The organism is Thermomonospora sp. CIF 1 (genome assembly GCF_001896795.1).
GTDB classification, from domain to species: domain Bacteria; phylum Actinomycetota; class Actinomycetes; order Streptosporangiales; family Streptosporangiaceae; genus Thermomonospora; species Thermomonospora curvata.
The window spans coordinates 184,643-197,113 of sequence record NZ_MOYN02000007.1 but is presented as its reverse complement, the minus strand read 5'-3'; the positions used below and the strand labels follow the sequence as shown (position 1 = coordinate 197,113).

Genomic DNA, 12,471 nt, shown 5'->3' with positions numbered 1-12,471 from the left:
GATAGTTGGGGCTGAGCCCCCACCGTTTAAGGGACTCGTTAAATCTCTTGTCGGTTCGGGAGAGCCGATAGACGCCTTTAGCTCCTTGAGATCCCTTACGGCTCTTTGCCCTACGCCGTTCCGCCGACCGCCGGCGGCGATCTCCCTTACCCACCGAGCAGCACCTGTATGGCCTGGTCGATCAGGAAATCGATGATCATTTTTGTGATCTCTTTGAAGATGGGAATCTCCAGCAGAGAGGCTCCGAAGGTCGCCGGGGCAGTCGCGATGGCCTGAGCTATCTGGAAGGCGAGTATGGTCAACTGAATGATCACATTGATCTTGAGGGCGAGTACGACCGCCCCCATGACGAACAGCCCCGCCCCGATGAGGACTGCACCCTCTGACGCGGTGTGCAGGTTCGCCGAAGCGGAATCGCTGCCGGACCACGCGTTCTGAAAGGCCTCGATGCCCTGTCCCGAGTGACCGCTCCAGACTTGCTGGACAGCCGCATCAGCCGCAGAAATGTCCGACTCCAGCGTTCCCGAGAAGGACACCCAGCGCTGCCCCATCTCAAACAGCTTGGTCTCATCGGCCTCGGGCCAGGTGAAGCCGAGCATGCCCAGAAGGGAGATCAGCTCCCCAGGAAGCTGGAGCCCCATCAGAGAAATTCCCGGACCCGGTTGACCTCGACAACGGAATTCCGCTCAGCTGCTTCGTACTGAGCAGCCATGTTCTCCAGCCCTGCCAGGACGGACTCCAGCTCCTCGATATTGCTGTTGAAGCAGTTCATCGCAATATCGACGATGCTTTCGTAAGCATCCTGGATCAGCATGCCGATCTCATCACTGCCCCATGGCGCACCGAACCCCGCCAGCTCGTTCTCCAATGCGGTCAGATGCGCATCGAGCTGATCAACGGCCTGATCCAAGTCCCTGGCCGCGCGTCGAAGCGTGCCTGAATCGACTCTGAGCTCGCCGTTTCCCACTGTCCACCCCGGCGGTCACCCCGAAGATCGAGTGCATAGCTTAGTGACCATCTTGCCCGGCTTCAACTAAGTTGGCTGACTTAATCTATTTTGTTCTGTAAACAACAGAAACGGCTCCATCGCCGGGCGACGGAGCCGTGAAGTGTCTTTGCTGGTCAGACCACTGACCTGCGTTGCGGGTCGAGGACGTCGGCCTGGTTCTGCTCGAGCAGGTCTCCCAGGGCATCCGCACCGTGAGTGCGCGCGTATTCGGCTTCACTGGCGGTGATGGGGACCAGCCACAGGAAGCGCACCGGCTCTCCGTTGGGAAGCTCCGCCCACTCCAACTTCGGCCCGAAGGGGTACGGCAGGTCCACCATGAAGTGGTCTTGGGGCGAGCCGGTGATCCAGGGGCGGCCGATGGCAACGGTCTGGCCGAGGTCCAGTGGAGGTCCGGTCAGGTGGCGGTAGGTGACCATCGCCAGCGACTCCACATGGATGGGATCCTCCGCCGGCGCCTCGATGATGAACTCAAGACGCTGTCCGCCGTCGGCCTCGAACGCCCCCTTGGTCACATACACCCAGGCGTCTTGCGCGGAGGCAGGAGTGATCCGGCGCACTCGGAACCTCGGCAGAACCTGCTGGATAGGGCCCTTGGTCCAGGAGAAGTCATGGAAGTGGGCGCCGGGCCAGAAGCCTCGCAGATGGCGGTCGATGGCCTGGTAATCCTGCTCACCACCTGGGTTGCTCTTGTGCAAGGTCAATGGAACACCTGCTTTGAGGTTCGGGTCGGAGTGACTGCTCGCTTCAAGACCAGCGTAGGCACGCAGCCCTTTCCAGCGCGCATCGAGCAACAACAGCGATGAGGGCGGCGGTTCCACGATCGGCGTTGGTCCCTCCGATGGCGGCAGGAGATCTTCTCGCCTGCGGTGTCGTCGGCGTTTCCCCGCAGCAGGCTCCCTGGATCTCCGCACCCTCGACGGCACCGGCCGGCGAGAGACCCGGCAGGAAACTGCCACAGCTCCCTCACCTGCAGGCGGAAGCAGGGACGCGCGGATGTGGGATGGGTCGTCTGCCGCCGGGCAGAGCGCCCTCACCTACTCGATGCAGGGCAAGGAGTCGCGTTCGTTCCCGGCCGGGCGGCTGCGAGCACGGTCACTTCCCCGGCCGGCCGGTCCACGCCGGAGACCGGTTCGGCGGTGACGGCCGCCGGCAGTCGGCGGTGGAACCGTCGGCCCGGCACCGCCGCCTCCGGCAGCAACGACAGGCGCTGCTGCACGGCATCGCGCACCCCGGGGGCGATGGCCTCCACCGGGCCGCCGCTCTGCCACAGCCGGGCGGCCTGCTCCACAAAGAACGGATTGCCGCCGGTGCGCCGATGCACCTCGGCGACCAGGGCGTCATCGGGGCGGCGGCCGACCGTGCGGGCCATCAGCGCGCCGACCTCGGCCCATTCCGCGGGCGGTGCAGGACCTGCGCAGCCCGCGGACGGCCTGAGCTCACGGCCGATACCCGGTGCACCGCCGAACTGCCGGCACGATCCGCTCAGCACCAGCGCGCCGCGGCAGGCCGCCACGGCCGCCTCGGTGACCAGGGCGGTCTCGCCGATAGCCCGCCTCCCCGGTCACCAGCACCGGCTCGCCATGGCCGCCGACGGTACGGTCGATCTCGGCACGCGGCGGCATGCTCCCGCCCGATCGGCGGGGAGATCACCTGTCGTCATGGCCGCCGTCTCCGTAACCGAGTTCGCCGGGCCGTGGCGGGCGCGCCCGTGCAGGGAAGGATGCGTTCTGTGATTAGAACAAGGCATCGAATGCCACGGGCATCCGGACCGGGCTCTGCACGGCCGGCTCTCCGGGCGGGAGCCCTAGGGACGTGCCACGGGTGTGGATAGGTCTCACTTTGCTGGGTAAGGCGCCTTCACCTGCTCAATGCAGGACAAATAGGAGGTGTCATGTCCCACGTCTCCCCATCCGACTTGACACAGACCGTGAAGAAGTCCACGCCGGTGCAGATGGCGGCCTACATCCTCGGGGCTGTTTTCCTGCTGATAGCGATCTTGGGATTCATCCCGGGCATCACCACCAACTACGGCTCGATGGAGTTCGCCGGGCATGAGTCGGGGGCGAAACTGCTCGGCCTGTTCCAGGTCTCCGTCCTGCACAACCTGGTCCACGGGGCGTTCGGGATCATCGGGCTGGCGCTGGCGCGCACGGTCACCGGAGCCCGCGCCTTCCTGGTCGGCGGCGGTCTGATCTATCTGCTGCTGTGGCTGTACGGGCTGTTCATCGACCACGGCAGCGGCGCCAACTTCATCCCGGTCAACCACGCCGACAACTGGCTGCATCTGGGGCTCGGCGTCGGCATGGTCCTGCTCGGCCTGTTGCTGCCTCCGCGGCGCCAGCCCGCACCGGCCGGCCGGCACACCGCGCAGAGCCAGAACCGCCCCGACCGCTGACGGCCTCCTCGCGCCCGGGGCGCTCCGGTCCGCGGCCGGCGACCGGGCGCCCCTGCACCGAGGGGCGCCTCAGGGGGGCGTCGAGGACGCCTCCGCGGGCGCGCGCAGGGTGAACAACGACAGGCGCAGCCGGGGATACAGGTCCGCCGGCAGCGGGCCCTGGTCGCGCCAGCCCAGGGAGCGGTACAGGCGCGCGGCGGGTGATCGGGCATAGGTGATCAGCCAGGCGGCCGGGCGGTCGCGCACGACGGCCTGCACCAGCCGCCGGCCGATGCCCTGCCCCTGGGCGTCGGGGTGGACGAACAGTTCGGCGACGGCGAAGGCCCCGCCGATGAGCTCGGCGGCCCGGGCGGCTCCGAACGCCCGGGTCACGGCGTCATGGACGCGGTCGCCTTCGGAGAGAGCGGGCGTGGGCCAGCCGTAGCAGACGCCCAGCAGTCGTCGCCGGCCGTTCCCGGCGGCGGCGGTCAGGGCGGTGAAGCCGGGGCGGGCGGCGGCCTCGGCCAGTTTGCCGTCGTAGGAGGCCATCTGCTCCGGGGTCTCCGACCACGGCGGGCGGCGATAGCACGAGCGGTACAGGGCGGCGATCCGGTCGGCGATCGCCATGACGCGCCGTCCGTCCAGCCGGTCCACCTCGATCCGCACCTCTGCGCCTCCACCGGGAGCGTCCAGCATGCAATCGCATTGTTGATGCAGTTGCGAGTTATTTGCAATAGTGACCGCATGACGACGTACTCACTGCCGGACCTGCCCTACGACTACGCCGCCCTGGAGCCCGCGATCACCGGGGAGATCCTGGAGCTGCACCACTCCAAGCACCACGCCGCCTACGTCAAGGGCGCCAACGAGACCCTGGAGAAGCTGGAGGAGGCCCGCGCCAAGGAGCAGTACGAGGGCCTGGTCGGGCTGGAGAAGACGCTGGCGTTCAACCTCTCCGGCCACATCCTGCACTCGATCTTCTGGAAGAACCTCTCCCCCGACGGCGGAGACCGTCCCGACGGGGAGCTGGCCGCCGCCATCGACGAGCACTTCGGCTCCTTCGAAGCGTTCAAGAGGCAGCTCACCACCGCCACCACCACCGTGCAGGGCTCCGGCTGGGGCGTGCTGGCCTGGGAGCCGGTCGGCCGGAAGCTGATCGTGCAGCAGGTCTACGACCACCACGGCAACGTCGGCGTCGGCTCGGTTCCGCTGCTGGTCTTCGACGCCTGGGAGCACGCCTACTACCTGCAGTACCGCAACGTCCGCCCCGACTACGTCGCCAAGCTGTGGGACCTGGTCGACTGGGCCGACGTCGCGACCCGCTTCGCCGCCGCCGAGAGCGCCTGACCGCACGCGTCGGGCCCACGAGCCGCGGCGCCCACCAGGCCGGGATCATGCTCAGGACCCGTTCCTTCCACGGCCCGGTGGGCGCCGCCCGCATCCCCCTGCGGCCCGCCGCACGATCACGTCGGCGTGTTCGAAGCGGCCTCCGGGGCGGGTCCTTCGCCGGCGGCGAGGACCTCCAGGACCTGCCGGCCGTATCTGGCGAGCTTGCTCTCCCCCACCCCGGAGACGGCGCCGAGCTCCTGGAGGGTGGCGGGGAGGCGCAGGGCGATGTCGCGCAGCGTGGCGTCGTGGAAGACCACATAGGCGGGCACGCCCTGCTCCCTGGCGGTGGCGGCGCGCCAGGCGCGGAGGCGTTCGAAGACCGGCCGGGCGTGGTCGGGGAGCTCGGCGGGGGCGCGGCGTTCCTTGGCCGCCGTGGCCTTGGCGGTCTTGACGCGTTCGGGGTCGCGGCGCAGCCGGACCGTGCGGCCTTGGAACAGCACCTCGGCGCTGGCGGGGGTGAGGCCGAGGGTGCCGTAGTCGGACTCCACCGACAGCAGGCCCTGGGCGAGGAGCTGGCGGATGACGCCGCGCCACTCGCCCGCCTTGAGCTCGGTCCCCACCCCGAACGACTTGAGCGAGTCGTGCCGGTATTGGGCGACCTTGGGGGTGGTCCTGCCCAGCAGGATGTCGACGATGTGACCGGCGCCGAACCGCTGGCCGCGCTCTCTCCACAGCCTGTGGACGACCGAGAGCACCTTCTGCGCGGCGATCGTCCCGTCCCAGGCCTGCGGCGGTGACAGGCAGGTGTCGCAGTTGCCGCAGGGTTCGGCCCGTTCACCGAAGTAGTTCAGCAGCTGCACCCGGCGGCACTGGACCGTCTCGCACAGCGCCAGCATGGCGTCCAGGTGGATGCTCAGGCGGCGGCGGTGGGCCTCGTCCCCTTCGGAGGTGTCGATCAGCCGCCGCTGCTGGACGACGTCGGCCAGCCCGTAGGTCATCCAGGCGGTGGACGGCAGCCCGTCGCGGCCGGCGCGGCCGGTCTCCTGGTAGTAGCCCTCGATGGACTTGGGCAGGTCCAGGTGGGCCACGAAGCGCACGTCCGGTTTGTCGATGCCCATGCCGAAGGCGATGGTCGCCACCATGACCAGGCCGTCTTCGCGCAGGAAGCGGGCCTGGTGGGCGGCGCGGGTGGCGGCGTCCATCCCCGCGTGGTAGGGCAGCGCCTCGATGCCCTGCTCGACCAGCCAGGCGGCGGTCTCCTCCACCGCGGCCCGGGACAGGCGGTAGACGATGCCGGAGTCGCCCGGGTGCTCGGTGCACAGGAACTGCAGCAGCTGGCGTTTGGGGTTGTCCTTGGGGACGATCCGGTACTGGATGTTGGGGCGGTCGAAACTGGCGACGAAATGGCGGGCGTCCTGCAGTTTCAGCCGCTCGGCGATCTCGGCGTGGGTGGCCTTGGTGGCGGTGGCCGTGAGCGCGATGCGCGGCACGTCGGGCCAGCGCTCGTGCAGCTGGGACAGCTCCAGGTAGTCGGGCCGGAAGTCGTGCCCCCACTGGGAGACGCAGTGCGCCTCGTCGATGGCGAACAACGCGATCTCGCCCCGGTCCAGCAGCCGCAGGGTGGACTCCACCCGCAGCCGCTCCGGCGCCAGGTACAGCAGGTCCAGCTCGCCGGCCAGGAAGGCGGCCTCGACGGTGCGGCGTTCGTCGTAGTCCTGGGTGGAGTTGAGGAACCCGGCCCGCACCCCGGTGGCGTTCAGGGCGTCCACCTGGTCCTGCATCAGCGCGATCAGCGGGGAGATCACCACGCCGACTCCCCGGCGCACCAGCGCGGGGATCTGGTAGCACAGCGACTTGCCGCCGCCGGTGGGCATCAGCACCAGCGCATCCCCACCGGCGATCACATGCTCGATGATCTCCTGCTGGCCGGGGCGGAAGGAGTCGTAGCCGAAGACGCGCGAGAGCACTCGCGACGCTTCGCTCACCGCGGAGTCGGTCTCGGGGACAGCCACCCGCCCACCTTATGAGGACGTGGGCGGTCTGCGCGTCCGAAGCGGTTTCTGGGGAAAACCGTTCACGACGAGCACAGCGCCAGACCCCGCCGGCCGGGCCATGAAAGCGTTCCGGCGGCGTTTCCCGAGTGTTCTCGCCCCTAGAGGCTCCGTGCGGCCGGCGGCTCGGCCCTTCACGTCGGCGGCCGAACGCCTTGCCTTCTCCCAAGGCGGGCGTCCGCCGGCGTCAAAAGCGGCGCAGCACGGCCTGTTTGGCGAAGGCGAACTCCTCGTCGGTCAAGACCCCGCTGCGGTGCAGTTCACCCAGTTCCCGCAGGCGGCGCAGCAGCGCGTCCACATCCCGCCCGGCCGCCTCCCCACCGGCCTTTGAGCGCGTGCCGGCGTCGGCCGGAGCATGAGGGTGGGGCAGCCGGGCGGTCACCGCGGCCGCCACCAGCGGGGTGGTTCCGCCGTCGCCGAAGGGCCAGGCCAGGCAAGAGGGGTCTTTCTCCGGGGGCCTCCCCTGAGGCGCACCGCCGGTGATGAACCGCAGGACGGTCCGCTTCACCCCCGGCCTGAAGGCCGGAGCACTGCGGACGAGTCAGGTAGCCGTAGGTGGTGAAGGTGGAGCGCTCCCACTCCACGCCCGTCAGCTCCCAGATGTGGAACAGGCGCGGCCCGGCGCTCCGCTTGGCGCCGTCGGCCGTGGCAGCCCACTCCAGGTGCACCTGCTCGCCGTCGAAGCTCACCGTCCCGTCCCCCACCGAGGCGCTCAGCGGGACGGTCGGTCCGGGCATCAGGTAGCGGTCGGTGGGTCCGGCGGGGATCTGCTCCACCGCGCGGCTGCGGTGCACCTCCTCGACGAGCAGTTCGGCGAGGACGGACGCGTCGGGGTCCACGGTGAGCCGGTAGGGGTCGGCGTCGTCGGGCAGTCTCCCCCCGACCGCCTGGGTGAAGGGGTCGGCGCCGCTGCGCAGCCACAGCCGCAGCCGGCCGCGTTTGCGCCCGGCCTCGAAGGTGAGGGTGGAGATCGCCGCCAACGGAACCGTGATCTCCCCCAGCGCCTTGCGCACCCTGTGCACCTTGCGGTCCAGCGCCGGGAGGATCCGCAGCACTTCGCCGTCGAACGTCCACGTCCCGTCGCGCGTGCGGAGCTCCGTCATAGGCGGATTCTAGGTGGGTACACACCGAAGGGCCCTGATTTGCACGGGCAGGGCTCCCAGGTGCCCGCCACCGGAAACAGTTCGACGGCGACAGGACCGTGCTCCCGTCCCCGGCCGAGCCGTCCCGGCCGCGGACGACAATCGAGGAGGGCCGGAAAGTGCACACCCAACCCACCCACGCCGAGACGGTCTTCACCTACGGGTCGCCGGCGTTGAAGTTCGGCGCCGGAGCCGCCGAGGAGATCGGTTTCGACCTGTCCCGGCTCGGCGTCCGCCGCGTGCTGGTGATAACCGATCCCCAGATCGCCGCCACCGGGCACCCCCAGCGGATCGCCGACCGGATGGCCGCCTACGGCATCGAGGCCCACGTCTTCGACGGCGTCCACATCGAGCCCACCGACACCAGCATGACCAAGGCGATCGAGTACGCCCAAGGCAGCGGCCCCTGGGACGCCTTCGTGGCGGTCGGCGGCGGCTCCAGCATCGACACTGCCAAGGCCGTCAACCTGCTCACCACCAACCCCGGGGAGCTGATGGACTACATCAACGCCCCCGTGGGCGCCGCCAAACCGCCGTCCAAGCCGCTCAAACCGCTGGTCGCGGTGCCCACCACCACCGGCACCGGCGCCGAGAGCACCACCATCTGCGTGCTGGACGTGCTGTCGCTGAAGGTCAAGACCGGCATCAGCCACGCCTGGCTGCGCCCCACCATGGCGGTGGTGGACCCGCTGCTGACGGTCACCCAGCCGCCGGAGGTGACCGCCTCGGCCGGGATGGACATCCTCTGCCACGCACTGGAGAGCTACACCGCCCGCCACTACACCTCTTATGAGCGCAAGACGCCCGAGCAGCGGGTGCCTTACTGCGGGTCCAACCCGATCTCCGACATGTGGTCCGAGCAGGCGCTGCGGCTGCTGTCGCGGTCGTTCCGCACCGCCGTGCGCGACCCGGAGAACCTGCAGGCGCGCACCGAGATGGCGCTGGCGGCCACCATGGCCGGGCTGGGCTTCGGCAACGCCGGGGTGCACATCCCGCACGCCAACGCCTACCCGATCGCCGGGCGGGTGCGCGACTACCACGCCCCCGGCTACCCGGGCGACGAGCCGCTGGTGCCGCACGGCATGTCGGTGTCGCTGACCGCGCCGGAGGCGTTCCGCTTCACCTTCCCCGCCGCCCCCGACCGGCACGTGCGGGCCGCCGAGCTGCTCGACCCCGGCCTGGAGCGCCCGGACGACCCGGCCGAGTACCTGCCGGCGGCGCTGCTGCGCGTGATGCAGGACATCGGCATCCCCAACGGGGTCGGCGCGGTCGGTTTCGCCGCCTCGGACGTGCCGGACCTGGTGGACGGGGCGCTGAAGCAGCAACGGCTGCTGTCCACCGCCCCGCGCCCGGTGAGCGGGGAGGATCTGGAGCAGATCTTCACCCGCTCGCTGTCGCTGTGGTGATCTCCGCCACGGCGGACGGACGGGACGGGCGCTAAAGAAGGGCCCGACGAGGCCGTCTTCAGCGCGTGGCGGCCGGCCGATGCGAACGACGGGAACCGGATGCCGACTTCTGCCAGACCCGAACAGATCGCCGCGGCGCTGCGCCGGGCGGGCCTTGCCGAGGTGGACGTCTCCACCCGCCGCCGGGCCGAGTACTCCAGCGACGCCTCGCTGTACCGGGTGGTGCCGAGCGTGGTGGCCTTCCCCCGGGCCGCTGAGGAGGTGGCGGCGGCGCTGGAGGTGTGCCGGTCGCTGGGGGTGCCGCTGACGGCGCGCGGGGCGGGCACCTCGATCGCCGGGAACGCCGTGGGCGCGGGCGTGGTGCTGGACTTCTCCCGGCACCTGCGCCGCATCCGCGGCATCGACCCGGCCGCGCGCATCGCCGAGGTCGAGCCCGGGGTGGTGCTGGATGAGCTGCAGCGGGCGGCCGCCGGGCACGGGCTGCGGTTCGGGCCCGACCCGTCCACGCACAACCGCTGCACGATCGGCGGGATGATCGGCAACAACGCCTGCGGGTCGCGGGCCCTGGGGTTCGGCCGCACCAGCGACAACGTCGCCGCGCTGGAGGTGCTGACCGGCACCGGCGAGCATCTGGTGCTGCGGCGGGGGGCCGGTCCGGGCTCTTCGGCGACGCTGGCCGCGCTGGAGAAGGCGGTCGGCGCGCACCTGGCGGTGATCCGCACCGAGCTGGGCCGGTTCGGACGGCAGATCTCCGGTTACTCGCTGGAGCACCTGCTGCCGGAGCGGGGGTTCGATACGGCGCGGGCGTTCGTGGGCAGCGAGGGCACCTGGGGGGTGCTGCTGAGCGCCACCGTCGAGCTGGTCCCGGTGCCGGACCGTCCGGTGCTGGTGGTGCTGGGCTACCCCGACATGGCCGATGCGGCCGACGCGGTGACGGGCGTCCTGCCGCACCGCCCGATCGCCGCCGAGGGGCTGGACGCGCGGATCGTGGACGTGGTGCGGCGGCTGCGCGGCGAGGCGGCCGTGCCGCAGTTGCCTTCGGGCGGCGGCTGGCTGCTGGTGGAGCTGCCCGGCGAGAGCGACCCGGCCGGGGTGATCCGGGACGCCGGCGCACTGGACCACCGGGTCGTCACCGATCCGGCGGAGGCGGCGATGCTGTGGCGCATCCGCGAGGACGGGGCGGGGCTGGCGGCCCGGTCCGTCGGCGGGCACATGTCGCACGCCGGCTGGGAGGACGCCGCCGTGCCGCCCGAGCGGCTCGGCGCCTACCTGCGTGAGTTCGAGGCGCTGCTGGCCGAGCGGGGCCTGTCGGGGGTGCCGTACGGGCATTTCGGCGACGGGTGCGTGCACGTGCGCATCGACTTCCCGCTGCACCGGCCGGGCGGGGTGAAGGTCTTCCGCGACTTCCTCACCGACGCGGCCCGCCTGGTGGCCTCCTACGGTGGGTCGATGTCGGGGGAGCACGGCGATGGACGGGCCAGGAGCGAGCTGCTGCCGCTGATGTACTCCCCCGCGGCGCTGCGGGCGTTCGAGGAGGTCAAAGGGGTCTTCGACCCCGATGACGTGCTCAACCCGGGGGTGGTGGTGCGGCCCCGGCCGCTGGACGCCGACCTGCGGGTGCCGGCCGCCGTCCCGCTGCGGCGCGGGCTGGGGTTCGCCTATGACGACGACGGCGGGGACTTCACCAACGCCGTGCACCGCTGCACCGGGGTGGGCAAGTGCCGCGCCGACCTGACCGGCTCCGGCGGCGTGATGTGCCCGTCCTATCTGGCCACCCGGGATGAGAAGGACTCCACGCGGGGCCGGGCCAGGGTGCTGCAGGAGATGGCCAACGGGTCGCTGGTGCGCGGCTGGCGGGCCCCCGAGGTGCACCAGGTGCTGGAGCTGTGCCTGGCCTGCAAGGGGTGCGCCTCCGACTGCCCGACCGGGGTGGACATGGCCACGTATAAGGCCGAGGTGCTCTACCAGTCGTACCGGCGGCGCCCGCGTCCCCTCTCGCACTATGTGCTGGGCGGCCTGCCCCGCCTGGCGCGGATGGCGTCCCTGGCCCCCGGCCTGGCCAACCGGCTGCTCGGCAGCCCGCTGGCGGGGCCGGGCAAGCGGCTGGCCGGGGTGGACGCCCGCCGTGACCTGCCGTCGTTCGCGCCCCGCACGTTCCGCAGCTGGTTCCGCAGGCATCCGGTCGCGCCCGGGGATCCGGTGCTGCTGTGGGTGGACACCTTCACCGACCACTTCACTCCGCAGGTCGGGATCGCGGCGGTGCGGGTGCTGGAGGACGCCGGGTTCTCGGTGCGCATCCCCGACAAGCGGCTGTGCTGCGGCCTGACCTATATCTCCACCGGACGCTTGGATACGGCCCGCCGTCTACTGCGCCGCGCGGTGGACGTCCTGGCTCCCCATGCCGAGGCGGGTGTCCCGATCGTGGGCTTGGAGCCGTCCTGTGTCGCCGTCTTCCGCTCCGACGCCCGCGACCTGCTGGGCGGCGGGCGCGCTCCGGCCCGTCAGACGCCTCCCGAACCTTTGCGGCGGCTCCCATCGACGGCGGGTTCTGCTTCCGTGCCCGCCGGGCCGGACGCCCCGGAATCCTCCCGTGTGCCCGGTGATTCGTCCGGGGCGCCGGGCCAGGGCGCGTCCACCGGTTCGGGGCCGAAGGACCCGCGGTCCGTCGGCGCCGTCCGGCGGTCGCCGGTCGCCGTGCCGCATGTGCTGACCCTGGCCGAGCTGCTGATGGAGCGGGAAGGCTGGGAGCCGCCGTCGCTGGAGGGCGTGCGCGCGGTGGCGCAACCGCACTGCCACCACCATGCCGTGATGGGCTGGGACGCCGACCGGGCGCTGCTGGAACGGGCCGGGGCGGCGGTCGAGGCGGTCGGCGGCTGCTGCGGCCTGGCCGGCAACTTCGGCGTCGAACGCGGCCACTACGAGGTCAGCGTGGCCGTCGCCGAGACCGCGCTGCTGCCCGCCGTCCGCCGGGCCGGGGAGGAGGCCGTCGTGCTGGCCGACGGTTTCTCCTGCCGCACCCAGCTCGCCGCACTGGCCGATCGGCGCGGCGTCCACCTGGCCGAGCTGCTGGCGTCCCGGCGAGACCCGGCCGGGCAGCGGTCCCGAAACACGCCGGACCGGCGGGGAGGATGAGCCGATGAGATACCGCGGCCCCATCACC

At 71.0% G+C, this 12,471-nt stretch carries 12 protein-coding genes; 4 read left to right on the top strand and 8 right to left on the bottom strand.

Annotated elements, in window-relative coordinates; all coding sequences use genetic code 11:
• Positions 1-146: 146 nt before the first annotated feature.
• The 4 genes from BUE48_RS03645 to BUE48_RS03630 all read right to left on the bottom strand — a co-directional run bounded on the left by BUE48_RS03645 (position 147) and on the right by BUE48_RS03630 (position 2,378).
• Complete coding sequence (locus tag BUE48_RS03645; protein ID WP_012851115.1) at positions 147-641, bottom strand: WXG100-like domain-containing protein; 495 nt, start codon at positions 639-641, stop codon at positions 147-149.
• Complete coding sequence (locus BUE48_RS03640) at positions 641-967, bottom strand: WXG100 family type VII secretion target (protein WP_083789761.1); 327 nt, start codon at positions 965-967, stop codon at positions 641-643. Before BUE48_RS03640 ends, BUE48_RS03645 begins: the two co-directional genes overlap by 1 nt.
• A 155-nt stretch (positions 968-1,122) precedes the next feature.
• Positions 1,123-1,827, bottom strand: a complete 705-nt coding sequence (locus tag BUE48_RS03635) for a suppressor of fused domain protein (protein WP_245536967.1) — start codon at positions 1,825-1,827, stop codon at positions 1,123-1,125.
• 212 nt (positions 1,828-2,039) lie between these two features.
• Positions 2,040-2,378: a hypothetical protein gene (locus tag BUE48_RS03630; protein WP_012851112.1), complete on the bottom strand. Its 339-nt coding sequence runs from the start codon at positions 2,376-2,378 to the stop codon at positions 2,040-2,042.
• A gap of 522 nt (positions 2,379-2,900) precedes the next feature.
• Between BUE48_RS03630 and BUE48_RS03625 the strand changes: the two genes are divergently transcribed.
• Positions 2,901-3,404, top strand: a complete 504-nt coding sequence (locus BUE48_RS03625; RefSeq protein WP_012851111.1) for a DUF4383 domain-containing protein — start codon at positions 2,901-2,903, stop codon at positions 3,402-3,404.
• A 69-nt stretch (positions 3,405-3,473) separates the two neighbouring features.
• On the opposite strand, the gene BUE48_RS03620 is transcribed toward BUE48_RS03625, so the two are convergent.
• Positions 3,474-4,079, bottom strand: coding sequence for a GNAT family N-acetyltransferase (locus BUE48_RS03620; RefSeq protein WP_286988833.1), 606 nt, complete (start codon positions 4,077-4,079; stop codon positions 3,474-3,476).
• 48 nt (positions 4,080-4,127) lie between these two features.
• Between BUE48_RS03620 and BUE48_RS03615 the strand changes: the two genes are divergently transcribed.
• Positions 4,128-4,730 (top strand): superoxide dismutase, encoded by a 603-nt coding sequence (locus tag BUE48_RS03615; protein WP_012851109.1) that lies wholly within the window; start codon positions 4,128-4,130, stop codon positions 4,728-4,730.
• 116 nt (positions 4,731-4,846) lie between these two features.
• Here BUE48_RS03615 and recQ read toward each other — a convergent pair whose 3' ends face one another.
• The 3 genes from recQ to BUE48_RS03600 all read right to left on the bottom strand — a co-directional run bounded on the left by recQ (position 4,847) and on the right by BUE48_RS03600 (position 7,866).
• Positions 4,847-6,724 (bottom strand): DNA helicase RecQ, encoded by a 1,878-nt coding sequence (gene recQ / locus BUE48_RS03610; protein ID WP_286988831.1) that lies wholly within the window; start codon positions 6,722-6,724, stop codon positions 4,847-4,849.
• Positions 6,725-6,950: 226 nt separating this feature from the next.
• Entirely contained in the window at positions 6,951-7,061 is a 111-nt protein-coding gene (locus tag BUE48_RS03605; protein ID WP_286988830.1) for an SHOCT domain-containing protein, read from the bottom strand.
• Positions 7,024-7,866 (bottom strand): DUF4429 domain-containing protein, encoded by an 843-nt coding sequence (locus BUE48_RS03600; RefSeq protein WP_286988828.1) that lies wholly within the window; start codon positions 7,864-7,866, stop codon positions 7,024-7,026. The genes BUE48_RS03605 and BUE48_RS03600 overlap by 38 nt, the downstream gene beginning before the upstream one ends.
• A gap of 158 nt (positions 7,867-8,024) precedes the next feature.
• Here BUE48_RS03600 and BUE48_RS03595 point away from each other — a divergent pair, with 158 nt between their 5' ends.
• On the top strand, positions 8,025-9,311 hold the full coding sequence (locus tag BUE48_RS03595; protein ID WP_012851106.1) for a hydroxyacid-oxoacid transhydrogenase: 1,287 nt from the start codon (positions 8,025-8,027) through the stop codon (positions 9,309-9,311).
• Between the two features lie 99 nt (positions 9,312-9,410).
• Positions 9,411-12,443, top strand: coding sequence for an FAD-binding and (Fe-S)-binding domain-containing protein (locus BUE48_RS03590; RefSeq protein ID WP_286988827.1), 3,033 nt, complete (start codon positions 9,411-9,413; stop codon positions 12,441-12,443).
• Positions 12,444-12,471: the final 28 nt, after the last annotated feature.